Source organism: Kurthia gibsonii (genome assembly GCF_006539985.1).
Lineage (GTDB): Bacteria > Bacillota > Bacilli > Bacillales_A > Planococcaceae > Kurthia > Kurthia gibsonii.
In genome coordinates this window covers 1-22603 of record NZ_BJOB01000018.1, presented here as the reverse complement: position 1 = coordinate 22603, position 22603 = coordinate 1, and the positions used below count along the sequence as shown (strand labels likewise).

Annotated in this window: 27 protein-coding genes and 2 riboswitches; of the genes, 20 read left to right on the top strand and 7 right to left on the bottom strand. The window is 36.3% G+C overall.

Annotation, left to right across the window (positions count from 1 at the left end; all coding sequences use genetic code 11):
* Window positions 1-49 precede the first annotated feature (49 nt).
* Together KGI01_RS07390 and KGI01_RS07385 are read right to left on the bottom strand one after the other, a co-directional pair.
* Complete coding sequence (locus KGI01_RS07390; RefSeq protein WP_068450397.1) at window positions 50-1438, bottom strand: sensor histidine kinase; 1389 nt, start codon at window positions 1436-1438, stop codon at window positions 50-52.
* Window positions 1435-2109: a response regulator transcription factor gene (locus tag KGI01_RS07385; RefSeq protein WP_141274162.1), complete on the bottom strand. Its 675-nt coding sequence runs from the start codon at window positions 2107-2109 to the stop codon at window positions 1435-1437. Before KGI01_RS07385 ends, KGI01_RS07390 begins: the two co-directional genes overlap by 4 nt.
* A 131-nt stretch (window positions 2110-2240) precedes the next feature.
* Here KGI01_RS07385 and KGI01_RS07380 point away from each other — a divergent pair, with 131 nt between their 5' ends.
* From KGI01_RS07380 to KGI01_RS07365, 4 genes are all read left to right on the top strand, one after another.
* Entirely contained in the window at window positions 2241-3485 is a 1245-nt protein-coding gene (locus tag KGI01_RS07380) for an MFS transporter (protein WP_141274161.1), read from the top strand.
* A 57-nt stretch (window positions 3486-3542) separates the two neighbouring features.
* Window positions 3543-3687: riboswitch (cyclic di-AMP (ydaO/yuaA leader) on the top strand.
* A gap of 119 nt (window positions 3688-3806) precedes the next feature.
* Entirely contained in the window at window positions 3807-5627 is a 1821-nt protein-coding gene (locus KGI01_RS07375; RefSeq protein WP_141274160.1) for a potassium transporter KimA, read from the top strand.
* 71 nt (window positions 5628-5698) lie between these two features.
* Window positions 5699-6130 (top strand): GyrI-like domain-containing protein, encoded by a 432-nt coding sequence (locus KGI01_RS07370; protein ID WP_141274159.1) that lies wholly within the window; start codon window positions 5699-5701, stop codon window positions 6128-6130.
* An 81-nt stretch (window positions 6131-6211) separates the two neighbouring features.
* Window positions 6212-7102 carry a DMT family transporter gene (locus tag KGI01_RS07365; protein WP_141274158.1) on the top strand — a complete coding sequence of 297 codons (891 nt, stop codon included), beginning with the start codon at window positions 6212-6214 and terminating at the stop codon, window positions 7100-7102.
* 17 nt (window positions 7103-7119) lie between these two features.
* Here the strand turns inward: KGI01_RS07365 and KGI01_RS07360 are convergent, their stop codons facing one another.
* The 3 genes from KGI01_RS07360 to KGI01_RS07350 are packed head-to-tail and all read right to left on the bottom strand — an operon-like array spanning window position 7120 to window position 8252.
* A complete protein-coding gene (locus KGI01_RS07360; RefSeq protein WP_141274157.1) occupies window positions 7120-7554 on the bottom strand; it encodes a GNAT family N-acetyltransferase in 435 nt (144 codons plus the stop codon).
* Window positions 7555-7599: 45 nt separating this feature from the next.
* Window positions 7600-7914 carry a DMT family transporter gene (locus KGI01_RS07355; protein WP_141274156.1) on the bottom strand — a complete coding sequence of 105 codons (315 nt, stop codon included), beginning with the start codon at window positions 7912-7914 and terminating at the stop codon, window positions 7600-7602.
* Entirely contained in the window at window positions 7914-8252 is a 339-nt protein-coding gene (locus KGI01_RS07350) for a DMT family transporter (protein ID WP_304364146.1), read from the bottom strand. The genes KGI01_RS07355 and KGI01_RS07350 overlap by 1 nt, the downstream gene beginning before the upstream one ends.
* A gap of 58 nt (window positions 8253-8310) precedes the next feature.
* Window positions 8311-8412, bottom strand: a riboswitch (guanidine-I (ykkC/yxkD leader).
* Window positions 8413-8526: 114 nt separating this feature from the next.
* Between KGI01_RS07350 and KGI01_RS07345 the strand changes: the two genes are divergently transcribed.
* The 3 genes from KGI01_RS07345 (at window position 8527) to KGI01_RS07335 (ending at window position 10962) form a co-directional block, all read left to right on the top strand.
* A complete protein-coding gene (locus tag KGI01_RS07345; protein WP_141274154.1) occupies window positions 8527-9456 on the top strand; it encodes a 1,4-dihydroxy-2-naphthoate polyprenyltransferase in 930 nt (309 codons plus the stop codon).
* A gap of 60 nt (window positions 9457-9516) precedes the next feature.
* A complete protein-coding gene (locus KGI01_RS07340) occupies window positions 9517-10359 on the top strand; it encodes a putative RNA methyltransferase (protein ID WP_141274153.1) in 843 nt (280 codons plus the stop codon).
* A gap of 96 nt (window positions 10360-10455) precedes the next feature.
* Window positions 10456-10962, top strand: a complete 507-nt coding sequence (locus KGI01_RS07335; RefSeq protein WP_255314759.1) for a GNAT family N-acetyltransferase — start codon at window positions 10456-10458, stop codon at window positions 10960-10962.
* 45 nt (window positions 10963-11007) lie between these two features.
* On the opposite strand, the gene KGI01_RS07330 is transcribed toward KGI01_RS07335, so the two are convergent.
* Window positions 11008-11478, bottom strand: coding sequence for a VanZ family protein (locus KGI01_RS07330; RefSeq protein WP_141274151.1), 471 nt, complete (start codon window positions 11476-11478; stop codon window positions 11008-11010).
* Window positions 11479-11582: 104 nt separating this feature from the next.
* On the opposite strand from KGI01_RS07330, the gene KGI01_RS07325 reads away from it, so the two are divergent.
* The 11 genes from KGI01_RS07325 to KGI01_RS07275 all read left to right on the top strand — a co-directional run bounded on the left by KGI01_RS07325 (window position 11583) and on the right by KGI01_RS07275 (window position 19109).
* Window positions 11583-12524 (top strand): YecA family protein, encoded by a 942-nt coding sequence (locus KGI01_RS07325; protein ID WP_141274150.1) that lies wholly within the window; start codon window positions 11583-11585, stop codon window positions 12522-12524.
* 55 nt (window positions 12525-12579) lie between these two features.
* The gene (locus KGI01_RS07320; RefSeq protein WP_141274149.1) at window positions 12580-13605 is read left to right on the top strand and encodes a YcjF family protein; all 1026 of its coding nucleotides are present in this window, start codon (window positions 12580-12582) and stop codon (window positions 13603-13605) included.
* 146 nt (window positions 13606-13751) lie between these two features.
* Window positions 13752-14072, top strand: a complete 321-nt coding sequence (locus tag KGI01_RS07315) for a DUF7662 domain-containing protein (RefSeq protein WP_141274148.1) — start codon at window positions 13752-13754, stop codon at window positions 14070-14072.
* 21 nt (window positions 14073-14093) lie between these two features.
* Window positions 14094-14300, top strand: coding sequence for a hypothetical protein (locus KGI01_RS07310; RefSeq protein ID WP_141274147.1), 207 nt, complete (start codon window positions 14094-14096; stop codon window positions 14298-14300).
* A gap of 67 nt (window positions 14301-14367) precedes the next feature.
* Complete coding sequence (locus tag KGI01_RS07305) at window positions 14368-14892, top strand: DUF2179 domain-containing protein (RefSeq protein ID WP_068450434.1); 525 nt, start codon at window positions 14368-14370, stop codon at window positions 14890-14892.
* A gap of 502 nt (window positions 14893-15394) precedes the next feature.
* Window positions 15395-15943, top strand: coding sequence for a lysophospholipid acyltransferase family protein (locus KGI01_RS07300; RefSeq protein ID WP_141274146.1), 549 nt, complete (start codon window positions 15395-15397; stop codon window positions 15941-15943).
* A gap of 147 nt (window positions 15944-16090) precedes the next feature.
* A complete protein-coding gene (locus tag KGI01_RS07295; RefSeq protein WP_141274145.1) occupies window positions 16091-16360 on the top strand; it encodes a helix-turn-helix transcriptional regulator in 270 nt (89 codons plus the stop codon).
* A gap of 179 nt (window positions 16361-16539) precedes the next feature.
* Window positions 16540-17046 carry a signal peptidase I gene (gene lepB / locus KGI01_RS07290; RefSeq protein WP_255314758.1) on the top strand — a complete coding sequence of 169 codons (507 nt, stop codon included), beginning with the start codon at window positions 16540-16542 and terminating at the stop codon, window positions 17044-17046.
* Between the two features lie 14 nt (window positions 17047-17060).
* Window positions 17061-17516 carry a low molecular weight protein-tyrosine-phosphatase gene (locus KGI01_RS07285; protein WP_141274143.1) on the top strand — a complete coding sequence of 152 codons (456 nt, stop codon included), beginning with the start codon at window positions 17061-17063 and terminating at the stop codon, window positions 17514-17516.
* 193 nt (window positions 17517-17709) lie between these two features.
* Window positions 17710-18426 (top strand): YebC/PmpR family DNA-binding transcriptional regulator, encoded by a 717-nt coding sequence (locus tag KGI01_RS07280; RefSeq protein ID WP_068450444.1) that lies wholly within the window; start codon window positions 17710-17712, stop codon window positions 18424-18426.
* A 107-nt stretch (window positions 18427-18533) separates the two neighbouring features.
* Window positions 18534-19109 carry a YdcF family protein gene (locus KGI01_RS07275; protein ID WP_141274142.1) on the top strand — a complete coding sequence of 192 codons (576 nt, stop codon included), beginning with the start codon at window positions 18534-18536 and terminating at the stop codon, window positions 19107-19109.
* Between the two features lie 43 nt (window positions 19110-19152).
* On the opposite strand, the gene KGI01_RS07270 is transcribed toward KGI01_RS07275, so the two are convergent.
* Window positions 19153-20172: a YecA family protein gene (locus KGI01_RS07270; RefSeq protein ID WP_141274141.1), complete on the bottom strand. Its 1020-nt coding sequence runs from the start codon at window positions 20170-20172 to the stop codon at window positions 19153-19155.
* A 191-nt stretch (window positions 20173-20363) separates the two neighbouring features.
* Here KGI01_RS07270 and KGI01_RS07265 point away from each other — a divergent pair, with 191 nt between their 5' ends.
* Window positions 20364-22064, top strand: a complete 1701-nt coding sequence (locus tag KGI01_RS07265) for a M3 family oligoendopeptidase (protein ID WP_141274140.1) — start codon at window positions 20364-20366, stop codon at window positions 22062-22064.
* A 111-nt stretch (window positions 22065-22175) separates the two neighbouring features.
* Window positions 22176-22603, top strand: a 428-nt coding sequence (locus KGI01_RS07260) for an AI-2E family transporter (protein WP_141274139.1), incomplete at its 3' end; no start/stop codon positions are given.

The following is a 22603-nucleotide window of genomic DNA, read 5'->3' as shown; positions in this document are numbered from 1 at the left end:
AAAATGGAATATAAAAAGAAACCGCTCGATGAAGCGATTTCTTCTTTGATTATTTTAGTTGTTTTGGTAATGAAATAGTAAAGACTGTACCCTCATCTAACTCACTATCAATTGAAATAGAGCCATGATGTAGTTGTACCATTGATTTCACAATTGCCATACCTAGTCCTGTTCCTGTAACAGTATGTGTGCGTGAAGTATCTGCACGATAAAAACGGTCAAAAATACGTTCTTGCTGTTCTTTTGTCATACCAATTCCAGTGTCTTTAAATTGTAGAATAACACGCGAGTCTGTTTCACGAAGCGAAACATCAATCTGCCCACCTTCTTCATTATATTTAATCGCATTCGTTAAAAGGTTATCGAAAATGGTATTTAGGAAAGTTGCATCGCCTTCAATGACGCAAGAAGAAGGGAGTGTGTAACCGACCATTAATCCTTTTTCGCCAATTTGCCATTGGTACTGTCTGATGAGTGAACGAATTTGCTGCGCAATATCAACTTCAGTTGGTTGAATCATTGATTTATTTTGATCGAGCGATGTGAGAAGAAGAAGTTGTTTCGTTAATTCAGATAGTCGTGTAATCTCACGGTTAATGACTTCGATATATTGTTTCTTTTGTTCTTCTGGTAAATCTTCTTTTTCTAATAAGTTCGTATAGCCTTTGATATTAGATAATGGTGATTGAATATCATGCGACACATTGGAGATGAATTCTTTACGTGTGGTTTCATTTTTTTCAAGTTGTTCTGCCATATGTGTAAAGCTTTTTGCAAGCTGTCCAATTTCATCGCGGTGTGTCACATTCAATGCTACATCAAATTTACCATTAGCGAGTTGTTGTGTTGCAGACGTTAATGTGCGAATCGGCTTCACTAAATATTTTGTGCTAATGAATACAAAAACAATACTAAGTGCAATCGTGAGAACAAAGAGAATACCAAAGAGAATATGCATTTCGCCAAAGAGTAGTTTAATATCAGGGCGAATAAAGAGTGCATAGTTTTTGCCGTCATGCTTTAAAGGAACACCAATCGAGTTTTGCAATTCATTCGCAAAGAACCCTGTAACAAAGGTGGATTGAGGGAAGTTTTGAATACCATGAAAGATATTACCGTCTAAAACTGATTCGATTTCTTTTTTACTTAGATTTTTTTCACGGAAATCTGAGCCGAAAAATTCACCTTTTAAATCAGGCTTTACGAGGTAAAATTGATAGCCAACTGCCGCTGTATTTTCGAGATATTCGGTTAAGTTCATATCTGGATGACGATCTGCAAATTCTGCAATATCGAGTGCAATTCGTGTATTCTTTGCATCATTTACTGGCTTTAGCTTTTGTTGATAATAACCATTTGAAATGAGAAAGGCAATGACACCACTACCAATCATAATCGCTACTGTATAAACAACAAATTTTGTATAGAGCGACTTCATTCTGTTTCCTCCAACATGTAACCAATGCCGCGAATCGTCTTAATTTGAACGAAAGGCGAAATCTCTTTAAAGTGTTCGCGCAGACGTTTTACATGTACATCAACTGTACGCTCATCTCCTGAAAAATCAGCGCCCCATACTTGTTCAATCAATTGATCGCGACTTAAAATTTGTTTTTTATGCTGAATAAAATAAACAAGTAAATCAAATTCTTTCGGTGGTAAGAACAATGAACGCTGATCGACCGTTACTTCAAATGTGTTCGTATTCACCGTAATATTTCCGATGCGAAGTAATGTATCTTCTTGTACATCATAGCGACGAAGAAGTGCTTTAACACGGAATAGTAGTTCGAGTGGTTCGAATGGTTTGACGAGATAATCGTCTGTACCTGCTTCATAACCTGCTTCTTTATCTGTTATTTGGTCTTTCGCTGTTAATAATAAAATCGGGATATTGTATTTTTTTCGAATCTCTTTTGTGAGTTGTAAACCGTCCATGAAGGGCATCATAACATCAACAATTGCCAAGTCACAGCTATGTTTTTTTAGTTGATCCAATGCGTCCATACCATTTGCTGCTCTGATTGTTTGATAGCCTTTTTCGAGTAGATGTGTTTCCACTAGTTCTACAATGCGTGAGTCATCATCGACAATTAAAATAGTCGTCATATTTAAAACTCCTTTTTTTCATCTATAGTGTCAATATAATACGGAAAGTGTGTGTCTGCCAACTAAATCCTCTTTACAGAATGACTGTATCTGGTAAAATATTACGATAACCGAAATAAAGGAGGGCATCTGTGGATTTTCAAATTGAAAGGCGTGCAACGCGTAATTTAATTACTTTTTTTATTAGTAAAATGCTTACATCTCTTGGTTTTACGGTATTCAGCTTTGGTATTAGTCTCTATATATTATCAATTACAGGCTCGGCACTGTCATTCGCAACGAATATCGTATTTAATGTTGTACCGCGTGCATTGGCTGCGCCATTTGCAGGATATGTCGCGGATCGTTTTCCGAAAAAAAGAATTGTTATCGCAAGTATGACAGGTATTACGTTATCTGTTGTTTTATTAATTATATATACATGGTTATTTGGTTTATCTGTTATGGCAATTTATACAATTACTGCTATTTTCTCAACGATTGGTGCATTTAATGGCGTAGCATTTTCAAGTGCTATCCCTAATATGGTGGGGAAAAAGCGTCTACAAAAAGCGTTATCATTTAATCAGATTTCCTATTCAATCGGCGGGATTGGTGGACCTGTTATCGGGGGGATGTTATATGGTTTTGTCTCGATGCAAGTATTCTTAATTTCGATGGCAGTCGCTTATTTTATCGCGTTAATTTTAGAAGCTACAATGGATTTTACATTATTTGAACAACATCAAAAACGTGAAAAAGAAAGCATGCTACGAAGTATGAAAGAAGGGGTAAAGTATTTAAAAGAAAAACCACTTGTGAAGTCTCTTTTATGGATGAATATTTGGTTAAACTTCTTCAATTCAGCAATTAGTGTAGGCATTGTTTTTATCCTTGTAGAGCAATTAAAAATGCCTTCTACGAATGTAGGGATTATACAAGGAGCAGGTGCTGTTGGAATGTTAATTGCATCCATTTATTTATCTGTTTGTAGTGATTTACGAAGACCACTTATTTTCATTCGACGTGCAGTTATTCTCGCTTGTATGTTCATTGGAAGTATCGCAATTCCACTCTTTTTCGATTTTTCAAAAGAGCTAACTTTTGTTTTTTATATGATGGTTTTATTCAGTATATCCGCAATGAATATTTGCTCGAATACCCCGATTGGCGTACTCATTCAGCGTTCGGTAGAAGATCATTATCGTGGACGTGTATTTGGACTGATTGAAACGGTCTCTGTCGGCATGGGCCCGATAGGCTCTTTATTATTCGGTGCATTATTTGATTTTATTGACGCAAAATTTTTATTCGTAGGAATTGCTTTCATTTTATTCTTACTCATGATGCACTATGCAAACCGCGCGCTAAGAATTTACGAAAAAAATCCAACTTAAATATTTACAAATGACGTAAGTGGGAGTATTATTACAACACAATTTAAAAAGTTTCAAATTTCTAAATCGCTGAAGTTAAAAAACGCGGGGGAACCACATCAAGATGGAATTGAATTCCTTGGGGTGAATCCTTTTGAAAAAGGTAGGGCTACTCTCAGCCCGAATCCGACAGCTAACCTCGTAAGCGTTACAGAGAAGAGATGGAAACTTGTTAGGCAAAAAATTACTTGTCTACAGGTCTATTTCTCGTGCCTGTAGGCTTTTTTGTATTCTTTTTAGCGAATCATGGAGTTTGAAACGTATGAAGGAGAAGTGTGAAAAATGGGTTTATGGAAAAGATATGTGATTGGTCGCCCATTAAAATCAACTGAGTTGATGGATCAAAGGTTAAGTAAAACAAAGGCACTTGCGATTTTATCTTCAGATGCATTGTCGTCTGTCGCGTATGGACCAGAACAAATTCTCATCGTATTAATGGCTGTTGGTGCAGCTGCATTTTGGTACTCCATTCCAATCGCTGTCGGTGTAATTGTCTTATTGGTCGCACTGATTTTTTCATATAGACAAGTGATTCATGCTTATCCACATGGTGGTGGCGCATATGTCGTCTCAAAAGAAAATATTGGGAAGAATGCAGGTTTAGTCGCAGGGGGCGCCTTACTTGTTGATTATATCTTAACCGTTGCAGTAAGTGTTTCAGCAGGAGCGGATGCGATTACATCCGCTTTTCCAACGTTTCATGATTACAATGTTGAGATGGCAATAGTATTCGTCATCATCTTGACGATTTTAAATTTACGAGGTGTAACGGAATCAGCAACGATTTTAGCCTATCCAGTGTATCTGTTTGTTTTGTCGTTATTCATTTTAATTGGCATAGGTATTTATCGTATTCTAAATGGTGAAGTACCGACAACGAATCATACAGCAATTGGAACACCAGTTGCTGGGGTTACACTTTTTTTATTACTAAAAGCTTTTGCTTCTGGTAGTTCGGCTTTAACAGGTGTTGAAGCAATCTCTAATGCGATTCCTAATTTTAAAAAGCCTGAGCCTGTCAATGCGACAAAAACATTGTTAGCGATGGGTGGTTTACTCGCTCTTCTTTTTTCAGGCATTGTGTTTCTAGCGTACTATTACGGTGTAACACCGAATGGACATCAGACAGTTGTATCTCAAATTGCACAGGAAAGTGTAGGTAGAGGGGTTTTCTATTTCATTATTCAAGGAATAACAGCCTTAATTTTGATATTGGCTGCTAATACAGGTTTCTCAGCTTTTCCATTACTCGCTGTTAATCTTTCAAAAGATGGCTATATTCCGCGTATGTTCCAAGTACGTGGTGACCGTTTAGGTTATTCCAATGGGATTGTTTTACTAGGAATTGGCGCGATTGTCTTAATCATTTTATTTGGGGGGAAGACGGAGAGTCTTATTCCACTCTATGCGACAGGTGTATTCATTCCATTTACACTGGCACAGGCAGGAATGATACGAAAATGGTTACGAGAACGCCCAAAAGGCTGGCAAGGGAAACTGACAATCAATACAGTGGGAGCGATTATTTCATTTACTGTCGCAGCCATTTTCTTTGTTACTAAATTCGGGTATGTATGGCCGATTCTCATTTTTGTTCCGGTTATGGTCATTATCTTCCATCGTATTAAATCGCACTATGATAGTATCGGTCCACAACTGAAGCTAACAGATGAAATGTTACCAGAGATGAACGGGAACGTTATGATTATTCCGGTTTCAGGCATTACAAAGATGGTGCGTAATTCATTAAACTATGCAAAAACATTGAATCCCGATATGATTGTAGCAGTGTATGTTTCTTTCGATAAGGAAGATTTAAAGGCATTTGAAGCGAAATGGAAGAAGTGGCAACCAGACATTCGTTTAGTTACATTGTATTCACCATATCGTAGTTTAGTGAATCCACTGACAAAATTTATTGATAAAGTGGAGAGAAAAGCATGTGAAAAAAATTATTATGTTTCCGTTATTGTGCCACAATTCATTGTGAAAAAAGGTTGGCATAATATGTTGCATAATCAATCAAGTTTATTAATTCGTACCTATTTACTTTATAAGAGAAATGTTATTTTAATTACCGTTCCGTTCCGTTTAAAGAAATAATGTTTTAAAATGGTTAAAAAGGGAAACGAATTGTTTTAAATGGATAGTTTAAGGCCAAGGGAGTAGACGTTATGTATGTACGGATAGAGGAACAGATAGGGTTTAGAATTCGCGGTTTTCGTACGAATGTGGTGACGCAAGCATCAATTATGGAGGTGCGAAAGAAGTTAAACCAAGCTTTAAAAATACAACATCGTGTACCGAGAGTGACGTATGGTGTATTCTTTCCGAAAGAACACGAGGAATTAAGTGTCGCAGCTTATTATGCAGGAATTGTGGGGGCTTCAACAATTCCACTTGAGAACGCAGAAGATGTCGTGATCTCGTCAGGGCGTTATGTAATTGCGACGAGTACAAATGAAAAGTATGATGCTTTTGTTTTCTTTCATCGCATTCGTCAAGCGGATTATTTTCGTTTTCGAAAGGCACCGATTTTAGAGCAATATGCATATAATAAGGAAACAGGTGAGGAATCCGTTGAGTTGTGGGTTCCAATTATATAAAGAGTAAAAGGCATTCTGCTTTTTACTCTTTTTTCATGGTATAATAGTAAGAATATTCCTTAAAAGAGAGAAGGAGACAACATGAATATGCAAGCAGCCATTCAGCTAACAATCTCGATGGCAATTTTCGGTTCGGTTGGTTTTTTTACGATTCAAACAGGTGTTCCAGCAGAAGAATTGGTATTTGTGAGGTGTATTTGTGCGACATTGTTTTTAGGTGGTTTATGGCTTATAACGAAGAGTTATAAAACAGAGCAGTGGTCACGAAAAGAAGTTATTCAAACGGTAATTTGCGGTGTGTTTCTCGTATTTAACTGGGTGTTTTTATTTAAAGCATTCAATGAAATGGAGATCTCGCTCGCGATTTCGATTTATAATTTAGCGCCGATTTTTGTGTTAATTTTGGGCGGAATATTTTTAAAAGAGCGTCTAACGATTCCAGCAATTTTAGCCATTGTCGTATGCTTTTTAGGTAGTATTTTAATCGTAGGGGTACAACAAGTGGATTCGCTTCATTTACTATGGAATGAGGGCTTCATCTATGCGATGTTATCAGCTATTTGCTATGCGATGACGATGTTTGTGGGACGGGGAGTGAAGCATCTATCTACATATGCATTAACATTTGTTCAAACGATGGTTGGGATTGTCATCTTATTCCCAATGGTGCAGTTTGATGTATTTCATGGGTTAACGACGAGTAACTGGTTGTATATTTTAGGAACGGGCTTTATTCATACAGGTTTTGTATATTACTTATTCTTTAATAGTATTCGTAACTTATCCACATTACTCGTATCTGCACTTGTATTTGTCGATCCATTAGTCGCTATTTTACTCGATATTTGGATTTTAGATTTCCGACCAACGGTGGCGCAGATTCTTGGTATGCTGTTCATCTTTGGAGGGATTATTTATACAGTGATAAAACCACCGAAAAAAGAAAATATAACAAAAGAAGTCGCTTCCTAAATAGAAACGACTTCTTTTTAATGTAGCGATTTTGTCATGAGTACATGCTCAATTCCAGCATCCATAAATACGTCAGATTGAACAGTGTAGCCTAACTTTTCGTAAAAACCAATAGCATGAACTTGTGCATCTAATTTTGCTTTAGTTGCACCACGTGCTGCTGCAAGTTCTTCTAGTTTTTGAATGATGACCTTACCATAGCCGTGTTTACGCTCTGTTAGTCGAATGGCAACACGTTGGATTTTTCCATAGTTATCGACTAAGCGAACGCGACCTGTACCAACAGCTTGACCGTCTTTTGTTAATAGAACATGTTCACATTCACCGTCTAATGTGTCATAGGCATCAATCTCTTCTTCAATCGGTACATGTTGTTCTTCTACAAATACTTCTTTTCGGATTGAGAATGCTTTTTCTAAATCTGCTACATCTGTAATTTTAAAAATCTTCATGTTAAAGCACCCCTTCAAACTTCATAAGTGTTCTCATTATAAACGCTAAGAAAATAATTTTAAACCGATAGCAGCAACTAAAATGAGTGTAATAAATACAATACGGCGCCAGTCTTTTGATTCTTTGAAGAAAATCATACCCACTACTGCACCGCCAGCAGCGCCAATACCCGTCCAAACAGCGTAGGCAGTTCCCATAGGAATTGTTTCCATTGCGTAAGAGAGTAAGGCTAAACTAATACCAAAACCAATAATCAGTGCTACAATCGTTTGCCAATTACGATAAAGTTGCCAGCGGTTCATCATGGCAACACCAAAAATTTCACAAAAACCTGCTAAAATAAGCGCAATCCAAGCCATTATGATTGACCTCCTTCTGTACGATCGGGTGTTACCATTTTGAGTCCGATCACACCGATTAGTAATACACCGATTAATGCGATTTTCATAAATTCGATTGGTGCATCAAAGAGAACGATATCGCTTAGTACGGTTCCAGCTGTACCTAATCCGACAAAGACAGCATAAACTGTTCCGACAGGTAGGTGATCACCTGCATTTAATAATAATTTGAATGTGTAAACGAGTGCGGCAATGGTAAGTAACCATTCCCACCAAGTATCTGCGTGCTTTAAACCAATAACCCAGCAAGTTTCGAGTACAGCAGCAAAAACAACAACTGCCCAGTGCTTCATTATAAATTCCTCCTTCTATGTACATAAAAAAACCTGAGAGCTTGACTGCATCTTGCAGTGAAACTCCCAGGCTTTTGTCCTTCCGTGGCACATCAAATTGATGCGGGATTTCTCTCGGACCAGTCTAAACAAATTTGTTTACGGAACCCTAGAAATCCTTCTGTACGCTTTAGTTGCCTTTACTGTACCAAACTTTTTATTAAAATTCAACTTTAGCAATCAAACGAAAAATCATGTAGAATAATAGAGTTATAGAAAGTACGAAAGGAAGTAAAACATGGCGAAACAAACAAATCAGCCGATTGAAGATATTAGTACGCTAAAATTAATGTGGCAATTAACACGTCCACATACATTAACAGCAACTTTTGCGCCTGTTATTTTAGGGACAATGCTCGCGCTTAATGATGGTCCAATCAATTGGCTTTTATTTACGGCAATGCTTGTCTGCGGTTTGTTTTTACAAATTGCGACGAATTTATTCAATGAATATTATGATTTTAAAAGAGGTTTAGACACTGCTGATTCAGTAGGGATTGGTGGTGCGCTTGTACGACATGGTACAAAACCGTCTTCTGTATTGGCATTCGCCTTAATCTTATACGGTCTATCCATATTAATTGGAATCTATATTTGTATGAATTCAAGTTGGTGGCTTGTGGTCATCGGAATTATTGGTATGTTAATCGGTTACTTATACACAGGTGGTCCAATGCCGATTGCTTACACACCATTTGGTGAACTCTTTGCAGGACTGAGTATGGGAATTGGCTTTATTCTTATTGCTTACTTCATCCAAACAGGTGACGTGAGTATGACGAGCTTTTTAGTATCTGTACCACTGGGTATTTTAGTTGGTGGTATTAATATGTCGAATAATATTCGTGATATTAAAGAAGATACAATTGGTGGTCGTAAAACACTTGCGATTCTACTAGGACGTGAAAAAGCGATTCAGTTGCTGGCGATTTCGTTCATCGTATCGTATGCGTGGATTGTCGGTTTAGTCGTATTCGGTGTTGTTAGTCCGTGGTTACTATTCGTCTTCATTAGTGTGCCAAAACCAATTGCAGCAATTAAGAACTTTAAAGAAGGCGAAGGCATCCCGATGAAACAAGGTTTGGCGATGAAATCAACTGCTTTAACAAATACATTCTTTGGTTTCTTATTATCAATTGGTTTAATCATTGAATATCTTATAAAATAACAAAAGTTGCGGAAGACGAATACGCGTTTTCTGCTTCTTTTTTTGAAGGGAATGTGAAAGATGTTATCCAAAAAACAAATGAGCGCACAGTGGCTTCAAAAGAATGCACAGCTATTTCGCTGCCCACATTGTGAGCAAGCATTTCACATGCAAGAGGAAAAAACACTTGTATGTAAAAATGGTCATAGCTTTGATTTAGCAAAACAAGGTTATATTAATTTACTAACACATCCTGTTCAATCGATGTATGATCAAAAGTTATTTGAAGCGCGTAAACAAGTGCTCGATGCCATGTTATATGCGGATGTATATGATGTGATTTTACAACAGCTGACGAACTTACCTGAAGTGATGACGGTATTAGATACAGGTTGTGGTGAAGGAACGCATCTTTATAAACTAAAAGAACAATGTGAACACGAGATGATTGCGACAGGGGTTGACCTTTCAAAAGAAGGAATCGTGGCGGCTGCGAAGAACTATACCGATATTTTATGGGTTGTAGGAGATTTAGCGAAAAGCCCCTATGCATCGAAGAAATTCGACGTCATTTTAAATATTTTATCGCCTGCGAATTATGAGGAATTTAAGCGTTTATTACAGCCGAATGGCAAAGTGATTAAAGTCGTTCCACAGAGCGGCTATTTAAAAGAGTTACGAAAACAATTCTACGCGACATCCGATAAAGAAGATTACTCGAACAGTCAAACAGTTGAACGATTTAAAGAGAGTTTTCCACATGTGGATATCTTCCGCGTGACAACGACAAAAAAGATATCCACAGAACTTGTCCCATTACTTGCACATATGACACCGATGGGCTGGCATCAAGAGAAGAAAATCGAAGACTTACAGCTAGATGAAATTACAATTGATGTCGAAATCTTGGTGGGTTCTTTATAAAAGAAAAGGTTTTAGAATGGTTTAGCTATGGGTAAAGGATGGAAGGTAATCTGTCGAAAACTTTGCGATATTTAAATCGCTAAAGGAGCTAAAATCATGCTAGAAATACGCAAATTAGTAGAGGATGATGCACATGCTTACTGGGCGCTTCGAAAAGAAGCGTTACAAGAAGTCCCGGAAGTTTTTGCAATGTCTTATGAGGAAGCAGCAGCAATTGAAAATCCAATTGATCTCGTACGTGAAGTGACACGCTCGAATGCCGAGCAGTTTTATGGTGCTTTTTTAGATGGGGAGTTAGTTGGTGCAGCTACATTGCAAAAAGAGAAAATGATTAAAATGTCGCATCGTGCGCAGATTGGTGCAGTTTATGTATCAGGGAAAGCCCGGGGTACAGGTGCAGGTATCGCATTAATTCAAAAAATCATTGATGACTCTAAAGAAGACCCTGATATTGAGAAGTTGAATTTAAGTGTTGTGACAACGAATACACCAGCATTTTCACTCTATAAGAAATTAGGTTTTGAAGTGGTAGGCATTGAAAAGAAGTCTATGAAAAAAGGACAAGAGTATTATGATGAATACTTGATGACACTATTACTCTAAACGATAAGACACATCCTTCTATATACGAGAGGATGTGTTTTATTATCATTTTGCTTTCCATTTTCGAATCAGAGCTAAGATAAAAACAAATAAAGTCATTAATAAAAAACCACCGAATGTATCTAACCACACATCCGACATGGTAGCTGTGCGACCATCTGTAAAGTACTGATGAAATTCATCTGATAAGGCGAGGATGAACGTGATGATAAGCGCATATACATAGCGATATTTTCTTGGGAATAACGCGATATAGATAACGATTGCCATCGCACCAAAAGATAGCATATGTGCAGCTTTTCGTACTAAAAATTCAATGAAGTAATAATAACCACGTTCTTCAACAGACACTGTAATTCCCCAATATGGAATTTTAAATAGTGATAAGAAGTTGTAGAACGGTTGATTTGGTAGAAGTTGTTGCAAGGTTGGTACGATAGATTGTTGTTCATAACTCTGACTAGATGAAATGAAAATAATGACGATTAATAAAAGTAACGGAATATATTTTTTCATATTAAAAAAATAGCATACTTTAAGGTGAATTTCACTGTTTAGCGGAATGTTTCTAAAGGTGTTATAGTGTTACAGTAAAAGTTTTTTTAAAAGGAGTAGGAAAAATGATTGGACGTAATGACCCATGCCCATGTGGTAGTGGAAAAAAATATAAAAAGTGTTGTGCGAATAAAGAGGCAGTAACAGTAGACGTTGTTGTAGACGAAGAAATGGAGCGTGTACTTCAAAATTTTTATGAGTTATATCCAAAAAAACAAGATTTTGAAGCATATCATTCGGTAGGTGCAAAGTGGAATGAAGCGCTAGGTGACAAACTCGATATCGAATTAGTAGAAGCGATTGCCATTGATTATTTCTTCTTTGAAGAACGCTTAGATATTTGGACAGGCTATTTAGAAAGAGTATTAAAAGATACGATTCGTCCAGCCTTAAAAGAACGCTTAGAGAATTGGTCACACCCATCTTTATTAATCGGAAAAATTAAAGAAGTAAAAGACGACTATATGATTGTAGAACATAGTGATACGAAGGCATTAGTGGAACTAAGACGCGAAGGTGAACGTCCTATTCCAGAGAATGTTCATGTATTTTGCTTCATACTGCCAATTGATGAACAACATCATTTAGCGATTTCGAGTATGATTTTCTTCCCAGTCGATCATACAGCAATTTTTGAACAGTTCTTTAAAGAAAAAACAATGAACGATTCTATGGAATTATGGAAGAAACTTGTTGAGAATGGTTTTGAAGGTAATGAATTTACAGATTTTGAAACAGAAGTTTTCGATCGCATTATGGCATACTTAGAAGAACAGGGACGCGACGCAGAGCGCATTCTACAATTGACGCAAGACTTTGTTGTTGAAAAACAACCAAAAGCGCGTAAACCAGTCGCCATTGCAGCTGGCGCGATTCGTTTCGGTAATGACCATGGATATTTCGAAAAAATCGATACAACGGTAAAAGCGATTGCAGAATATTTTGATGTTTCAGCTTCGTCATTAAATAAATATGAGCGTGAATTAGCCGAGTATGCGGGTATTTAATTTATAAGAACTGGTCAGTCACATAGTTCGGCATTATAAAAGGAGTGAGCAATACATGGAGAAACAACCTTTTTCAGATGAGCAATTTGATAAAATTTTTGCGGAGCAGTCAGCCGAAATTAATAAACAATTGGATCAAGAGATTTTAATTGCGATGATTGGTGATGTTAATGCAGGAAAATCTTCAACAATTAATCGTCTAATGGATGGGGAAGTAGCGCGTGTAGGTGCAAAACCAGGTGAGACGGTGTCGATTGAAAAATATGCACTGCATGACAAAATTGTTTTTGTGGATACACCTGGGTTACAAGATGTAAACAGTGAAAATTCACAACAAACATTGAAGTTTTTCAAAGAAGCAGATGTTGTTTTATTCTTTTTAAATGCTGCTGGAACAGTGCTGTCAGATTATGAACTACAAACGTTAAAACAAATTCGAGAAGTGAATCAAGATATTTTAATTGTCTTAAATAAGATTGATGCTGCTGAAGATGTAGGTGATTTGGTCAAATATATTCAAGACAATACGGCTTATAACTATCCAGTCGTTCCGATTTCTTCACGTACAGGTGAAAATATGTCGATGTTACAAAACCAAATTTTGCGTATTTTAGAAAAAGGAAAAAAGGACGTACTGATGGCAACACACATGGCAGATAAGTCATCTACTGCGAAAAAGTGGATTTTAGCTTCTGGGGCTTCTGCTGCTGCAATCGGTGCAATTCCTCTACCAGGAGCAGACTTTGGACCTTTAACGGCATTACAAGTAGCGATGATGATTAAATTAGCCAAATTATATAATAAGCCGATTACAAAAGATCGCGCAAAAGAGATGATTATTGCGACCGTTGTCGGAAGTGTGGGACGAACGATCTTCCGCCAGGTTGTGAAGCTGATTCCAGGAGCAGGTTCAGTTGCAGCAGGTTCGGTTGCAGCGACGATGACGATTTCACTCGGTTATGCTGTAAAATATGCCTATGAACGTGATATCGACTTAGATGCAAACTCATTAAAGCCGCTCTATAATATGTTTTTAAAAGAAGAACAAGAAAAAGAGAAAAAGAAAAAGAAGAAAAAATAAATGTGTAAGAAGGACTTCATTCACTTGAAGTCCTTTTTCTGTAAGTAAAACATGTATTTTTCTTTAATTTAGAATTTTTAGAATATTACTTCTATTTTATGTTAGAATTATAAAATCGAACCGTAATATAGAAAGGACGTTATAGAATGAAAGGAAACGGAAAATATTTTCCACTCCATGAATTTTTACAACAACAAGAAAAGGAACAAGTGATTTTAAGTTTTAAAAAAATTGAAGAAATCCTACAAACCTCGCTTCCACAGTCTGCATATAAGTATCAAGCATGGTGGGGAAATACAAGAAGTGGTACATACGTGCAGTCTGCTGCTTGGTTAGAAGCTGGTTTTCGGGTAGAATATATACAATTCGGTGAATATGTCGAATTTCGGAAATCTGCAAAGGCATTGTTAACAAAGAAAAGAAGTCGGACGAGTCGAAAAATTGAAATGCATCTTATAGAAAACTAACAGCATAAAGGAGTGTGATCCATGTTTAAACAATTTGTATGGATTATTTCACTTGTCGTCATAGGCTCTTTAAGTATTACATTTGCTTTTACGCGCAATTTAGAAGCTACAGTATTTTGGACTATATTTAGTCTAGGTACAATTTGTAATCTTGTCGGTGTACTGATTTTATACAACACGTTAAAAAAATTAGACCGTATTCAAGAACAAAAGCGCACTAGATTGTGATATGTTTTCTAAGGGAAATTAAGGGAATCAGTTAAAACAATTCGTATATTGGTTAGGAGGGCTTTTTATGCTCGATACGATTATTCTCATTATTGTGATAAACGTAGCTTATATGACCATGACAACATTGCGCCTGATTCTCGTTATTAAAGGGTATCCAAAAGCAGCCTCTATTTTATCTGTTTTAGAAGTCTTTATTTACTTAATGGGTTTGACAATGGTGCTTGATAATTTAGATAATCCTTGGAATATGGCTGCATACTGTCTAGGTTGGGGATTAGGTGTTTACATTGGTAGTTTAATCGAAGGTAAACTAGCGCTAGGTTATATTTTGTTTGAGATTATTATCAATTTAGAAGATGCTGAAATTGTCCATGAATTACGCTCAAAAGGTTATGGGGTTACGTCTTGGTTAGCAGATGGAAAAGATGGTCAGAAAATTTGTATGACGGTTATTGCGAAACGTAAAAATGAAAAAAAATTACGAAATACCGTTTTAGAAATGTGGCCGAAAGCATTCATCATTTCTTACGAGCCAAGTAATTTAAGTGGTGGATTTTTAGTCAAACAGATGAAAGTTAGAAAAAAATAAAGACTTAAAATTCATTTTACTTTATGCATAATATGGAGAGAGAAGGGTAACCGTAGTGTATATGGTTACCCTTCTATTGTAAAAAATAGCAAAATACTTGTATTCATTTTGATAAAAATTTATGTTGTAAATAGTAGGGAATTAAATAGATAGTAATGAAAAACCCAAGGTATTCCACTCCAGAAAGACAAAATAAGCATTTCTTACAAAAAAGTGAATGTTGTTAACATTTTCATAACCTGCATAATCATTGATATAACAACTTTTATTAATATTTATCGAAAATGTGTCATAAATATTTTGAATTGAATAATAATTTTAAATTTTTTTGTACATTCAGTACACATTTTTTCCATTTTATTTTACAATGGAATTAAGGGGAAATAGATAACAGATTCACTAATACATTCGCACTTTATATTTAGAATTGTTTATACTAGTAAAAAGATATAAATTTTTTAATAATAAACGATTAGATTGTTTAAGTATGAAGGAGAGTATTATGTATCGCGTTGTAGGATTTTTAGTTCGATGGTTTTTAGGTATATTCAATAAGGTGAAGGTGTACGGTAGAAATAATTTACCAACTGATGGTGGTTATGTGCTTGCATGTACACATAGTGGCTGGATTGATATGTTGAATCTTGGAATTTCTATCTACCCAAAACCCATTCATTTTATGGCAAAAAAGCAACTGTTCGATCAAAAAGCATTAGGATGGTTCATTACAAAAATGCATGCTTTTCCTGTAGATCGTGATAATCCAGGGCCAAGTGTCGTAAAAGTCCCAATGAAACTAATTAAAGATGGTGAGATTGTTGGGATTTTTCCAAGTGGAACACGAAATGCAGAGGCTTCTAATTTGAAACAAGGTGCAATTACGATTGCACAGCTAAGCAAAGCGCCAATTATTCCAGCTGCATACATAGGACCGAACACACCAAAAGAAGTATTTTCTAAAAAGAAGGGTTACATCATTTATGGTGAACCTATTTATGTCAATGCAAAAGGAAAAGAAGGCAGAGAAGCATATACGCAACTGTTAGAGTAGCAACTTGGGGAGTTACTGACACAATTGCAAGACAACATTAGACAAGACAGCAAGTGATATTTGAATACAGGGGATTTCAAATGAGCCGAGCGAAACATATGGAATGGAGAAATGACAACAAATAAAACAAAATAGGGGTGTAGTGTAATGGTATCAGTAGAATTATATGAACAAGAAAATAATGTAGTGGTTGAAAAAACGGCATTAGAGAAAATGGCTGAGAAAAGAAGCCAAATTATTTTCAAACAACGTATGACAGTAGGGCTAACACAGTCACAGCTTGCTGAGTGTGCAAATGTTACACAAAAAACAGTAAGTCGAATTGAGCGTGGCGATACAAAGGTGCGTGAAACGACATTACAAAAGGTTTATGCAGTGCTTGGCATTACAGCACAACACTTAGAAGAATTAAAATAATAAACTCATGACTATTCAAGCGGAACAAATTCATCGTTTGAATAGTCTTTTTTATAGGAAATAGGGGTATATATTGATTATGAATGTGAGAAAATGTCATAATTAGAAGAACGAAATAACAGAATTAAGGTGATGAAATGGAACAGGAAAAGAAGAAGGCAAGTAAGGGTAAAGAGGTTATGTCATGGGTTTGGCCAATTCTAATTGCGATTTTAATTGCAGTGGGTGTACGTTATTTCTTATTTGCACCTGTAACGGTAAAAGGTGAATCAATGGAGAACACATATCATGATAATGATCGTGTGATTATTAGTAAGGTAAGTAAAATTAAGCGTTTTGATGTCATTGTATTTAAGTCGCCAGTGGAAGATGATTACTATATCAAGCGCGTAATCGGTTTACCAGGAGATAATATCGAATTTAAAAACGATGAATTATTTATTAACGGTAAAAAATACAAAGAAGACTATGAACAAGATCATGTAAAGGAATATCAAGCAGATGGATTAAACTTTACAGAAGATTTTACGATGAAGGATGTAACAGGTGATGAGAAAGTACCTGACAACTCTTACTTTGTAATGGGTGATAATCGTCAAAATAGTAGTGACAGTCGTGATTATGGCTTTATTAAAAAGTCAGCTGTTAGTGGCGTTGTACTATTCAAATTCTTCCCTTGGAATTAAGGAGTTTGTAGAATATGAAACATCGTATTTTATTTGTTTGTCTAGGGAATATTTGTCGCTCACCAATGGCTGAAGCTACTTTTCGAGCGATGGTTCAACAAAAAGGTGAGCTGGATGGATGGGTGGTTGATTCAGCAGGTACAAGTGGTTGGCATGAAGGAGAACCACCACATCGAGGGACGCGTCAAAAGTTAAAAGAACACGCTATTTCAACAGATGGAATGGTCAGCAGACCTCTTGTACAAGAAGATGGGCAAAAATTCGATTACATTGTTTGTATGGATCATGATAATATCGAACAGACGAAACGAATAATCGGTAAGACCCATGCAAAAATCATGCGCTACTTAGACGTTATAGACGAACCAAAAGATGTACCAGACCCTTATTACACGGGTGATTTTGAAGAAACTTATCAATTGTGTATGGAAGCAAATCAGCGTTTATATGATGAAATAATGAAGGCATAAAAAAGAGAGTTAATTGATTTCATGCGAATGAAGTGAATTAGCTCTTTATTTGTTAACAATGATAAATAGGCAATTGAATGAATTTGGTGTATAATACTACAGTAAATTAATGGCTCGTCCATGTCGGGCGACAGTATAACTGCCCACCCGTCGACAATTTAGGTATTCTAATTTTGAAAGAGAGTGAATTTTAATGGGACGTAAGTGGAATAACATTAAGGAAAAGAAAGCCGCAAAAGATAAAGATACTAGTCGAATTAATGCGAAATTTGGTCGTGAAATCTATGTAGCAGCTAAATCAGGCGAACCAGATCCAGTATCAAATGGCGCTTTAAAAATCGTTTTAGAGCGTGCAAAAACATATAGTGTACCAAAACATATTATTGATCGTGCGATTGATAAAGCAAAAGGAAATGTAGACGAAGTTTATGATGAACTACGCTACGAAGGTTTTGGTCCAAATGGTTCAATGGTAATTGTTGATGCCTTAACAAACAACGTAAACCGTACAGCCTCAGACGTTCGTGCAGCATTCGGTAAAAACGGTGGGAACATGGGTGTTAAAGGTTCTGTTGATTATATGTTCAACAAAACAGCTGTATTTGGTGTAGAAGGTAAAACAGCAGATGAATTACTTGAAGTATTCATCATGGCAGACATTGATGTACGCGATGTTTTTGAAGAAGGCGATGTAACGATTGTATATGCAGAACCAACTGATTTTGCACGTGTAGATGAAGCATTAAAAGCAGAAGGTATTGAAGAATTCACAGTTGCTGAAATTTCAATGCTTCCACAAACAGAGGTTCAATTAGATGAAGCGTCGATGGCTCAGTTTGAAAAAATGATTGATGCATTAGAAGAACTAGAAGATGTCCAACAAGTGTATCATAATGTAGAACAAGCCTAATATAGAATGAGGAATCACGATATTTGAAAGTGATTCCTCTTTTTTTATATTACGCAACATAGAGAAGAATGGAGCGTTCTATATTCTATAGAATAGGAGTGATTTTCATGGGTTGGAAAAAGATAACTTTAATAAGCTGTGTCGTGTCAGGTGCCATCTTTTGGCTTGGTACGGATTATATAATGAATAAAGGTACGAAACCAAAAGCAGATGGTAAAAGCAACTATGCTATCGTATTAGGTGCAAAAGTGAATCCAGGTGCAGTTCCGTCAAAGTCCTTAAAAAATCGTTTAGATGCAGCAGCAGAATATGCTAAACAATATCCACATGTACAACTCATTCTTTCGGGTGGTCAGGGTGATGATGAAGACGAGGCAGAGGCAGTTGTCATGCGTGACTATTTAATCGAGCAAGGGATTGAAGAGCATCGCTTAATTGTAGAAAAGAAATCAACTTCCACCTATGAAAATATTAAATTCTCATCTCAATTCATTCCACTTAATCAAGAAAAAATTACACTGATTACAAATGACTTCCACTTAGCACGTGCACAAATGATTGCAAAACATTTTGGTTTTAATGTAGATGTAGTAGCTGCTCCTACACCGAAAACAATTGAATTTACTGCACGCGCGAGAGAACGCGCAGGTCTTATCTTACAAAAAGTAAAATTATGGCGCTAAAAAAAGAGAGTCGATCCTTTACGGAACGAGCTCTCTTTTTTGATTAAGCTTCTAAAAACTCTGTAATTTGCTTACGGTATTTAGAAAGTGATGAAGCAGAAACACCATAATATTCAGCAACATCTTTTACTTTTGACAAGCCGCCCTCCGGAATCATGTTCGTTGCTTGTCCAGCTAAAATCGCACTTGCTGCAACTGTTTCTGGTTTCTTCGCCTTCACTGTTTCTGAATCTAAGAACTGTTGAAGTTTTTCTAAGAAAGCAGCTGCTTCTAAGTTATATTCAGCTAAGTATTTTTCAGCAAGTGTTTGAACAGATGATTCTTCGTCTGCTAAAGCCGCTTCTTTTTTCGGAGCTTCTTCTACAACAGTTTCTGTTTCTACAACTTCCGTTGCTTCTTCTTCTACCATTGGCGAATTGCTTTCACCGAATACTTTATACAGTTCGTATGAATCTGTAATACCTGCTTTTAGCTTTTCTAATAAAGCGTTCTTTGTTACTTCATCATTCTTAGGAATGAATAAAGCAGAACTCTTTACAAGTAAGCCATTTTCACCTAGACGAGGGTCTGGTAATGCGATACCGAATAACCATTCGCCTGGTGTGTTACCTTCAGAAGTTGCTGGGATTTGATATGTCTTGCCATCAACTTCATCTAAAAGTGTAATCACTTTTTCGTCATATGATTCAACGTGTGCCAAAATGAAACGAGGATTATGCCAGTTTTGGATAATCTCTTTTACTTGTTGACGCATTGTTGTTTCACTTTGGTTTGCAATGAATGCTTGCCATTGCGCTGGTTCTTCAATATATACAGATGTTTCAATGTTAATTGCATTGATTAAAAAATCAGGGAAAACAGAAGAAAGTTCTCCTAGCAATTGTTGATAACGTTGATTCATTTTGTAGTTTGAAGCAGGATTAACCTCTTGGATGAATGTACGCTCTAGACGATTCAATTCATCATTTACTAAGTTCATAAGATTGCCATCAGCATTCTTACCGTGACACTTCTTATATTTTTTACCACTGCCACATGGACATGGATCGTTACGACCTACCAATGTCTAGCACCTCACTTTAAAAATTGGGCATAGAAATAGATTAGCATAAATCTGAGGAAAATATAAGTTCTTAACCTTTATTTTTAAATATAGGAAGAATAAGCGCTACAATTCGTTGCAATTTTCCAAAATTTATTGAATAATATAATAAATATTTCGAAAATCGAAAAGAATAGAAAAGAGGGACATACATGACAATTACATTTGATGAGTATCAATATGCACGACCAGATATTGAAGAAATGAAAAAAGATTTAATGCAACTTGTAACAAAGTTTAAAGAAGCTTCAACAGTAGAAGAACAGGAACAAGTACTAGATGAAATCAATGTTATTCGCAATCACTACGGAACAATGGATAATATCGCATATATTCGTTCTTCAATCGACACGAATGATACATATTACCGTAAAGAGCGTGAATTTTTAGATGAAAACGGTCCAATTCTACAAGAAGTGCAAACAGCTTGTTATGAAGCGTTAGTCAATTCGAAATTCCGTAAAGAATTAGAAGAGAAGTATGGTTCACAGCTCTTTTCTTTAGCTGATTATGAATTAAAAGGTTTTTCAAAAGAAGTCATTGAACTGATGCAACAAGAAAATAAACTAAGTACGGAGTATTCAAACTTAATTGCTTCGGCTCAAATTGAGTTCCAAGGTGAGACATATACATTGGCACAACTTGCGCCATTCGCTGAATCAAAAGATCGTGCAACACGTAAAGCAGCACGCGATGCAAGTTCATCATTCTTCGCAAAACATGAAGCAGAGTTTGATCGCATCTATGATGAATTAGTAAAAAATCGTCATGCACAGGCAGTTAAGTTAGGCTATAAAAACTATGTGGAGTTAGGCTATGTCCGTATGAACCGCGTCGACTATAATGCAGAGATGATAAAAGGATATCGCGATCAAATTCGAGATGTTGTCGTACCATATGTGACGGAATTACGTGAACGTCAGCGTAAAAGAATTGGTGTTGATACATTAAAATTCTGTGATGAAGCATTCACATATGCGACAGGAAATCCAACACCAAAAGGTGATGCTGAATGGATTGTTGCACAAGGTGCACAAATGTATAAAGAACTGTCACCGCAAACGAATGAATTCTTCCGTTACATGCAAGAGCGTAACTTAATGGACCTAGTTGCGAAAAAAGGAAAGCAAGGTGGCGGTTACTGCACATTCATCGAAGATTATGAGTCACCATTTATTTTCTCTAACTTTAATGGAACATCAGGAGATATTGATGTTTTAACACATGAAGCAGGTCATGCATTCCAAGTATATTCAAGTCGTCATATTGGTATTCCAGAGTATTTATGGCCGACTTTTGAATCAGCAGAAATTCATTCGATGAGTATGGAATTCTTCACATGGCCTTGGATGGAGCTATTCTTCAAAGAAGACACAGAGAAATATAAATTCTCACATCTTGAAAGTGGATTAATGTTCTTGCCATATGGTGTATCTGTCGATGAATTCCAACATGTTGTGTATGAGAATCCAGAGATGACACCTGACGAGCGTAAAGCTGCATGGCGCGAAATCGAGAAGAAATATTTACCACATCGTGATTATGATGGCGATGCGTATTTAGAGAAGGGTGGCTTCTGGCAACGCCAAGGTCATATTTTTGCAAGTCCATTCTATTACATCGATTATACATTAGCGCAAGTATGTGCATTCCAATTCTGGAAACGTTCACGAGAGGATTATCAAGCAGCATGGAAAGATTATTTAGCACTGTGTCGCTTAGGCGGTTCAAAGTCTTTCACAAAGCTAGTTGAGGCAGCTCATTTAACGTCTCCATTTGAAGCAGGATGTTTAGAAGATGTTGTAGTAGCGATTAAAGCATATTTAGATAATGTTGATGATACGAAATTATAAATCAATGAGATGGGAAATCGTAAATAAAACGATTTCTCATTTTTTTGATGTTAGATTTTCCTATTCTGTGGAAATATTCTATAATATGTACAGGAAATGGAGTGATGTACGTTGACAAAAAAAGTGTGGTTCCAAGCAGGTATTGGACTCCTTTTAACATTATTAATTATTAAGTATTTTATGGAGATTAAACATATCTTCTATCCAATCGCTGTTATTCTAAGTGCGATTTTTACACCTTTATTAATTGGTGGGGTTTTGTTCTACATTACGGAACCGCTACAACGTTTTTTAGAGAAAAAGAAATTTCCGCGTTGGTCGAGTATTCTCAGTATCTTTTTACTACTGATTGGATTAGTGGCAATCTTTGTATCATATGTATGGCCATTAATTGCTACTCAGCTGAATAACTTCTTAGCTGCATTACCTGGATTTATCGACGAAGTAACAAAGTGGTCGAAATATGTCGTGAACCAACGTGAGCATTTACCAGAACAAGTTCAAAAATCGATTGATGGAGCGATTAATGGAATTAAGGT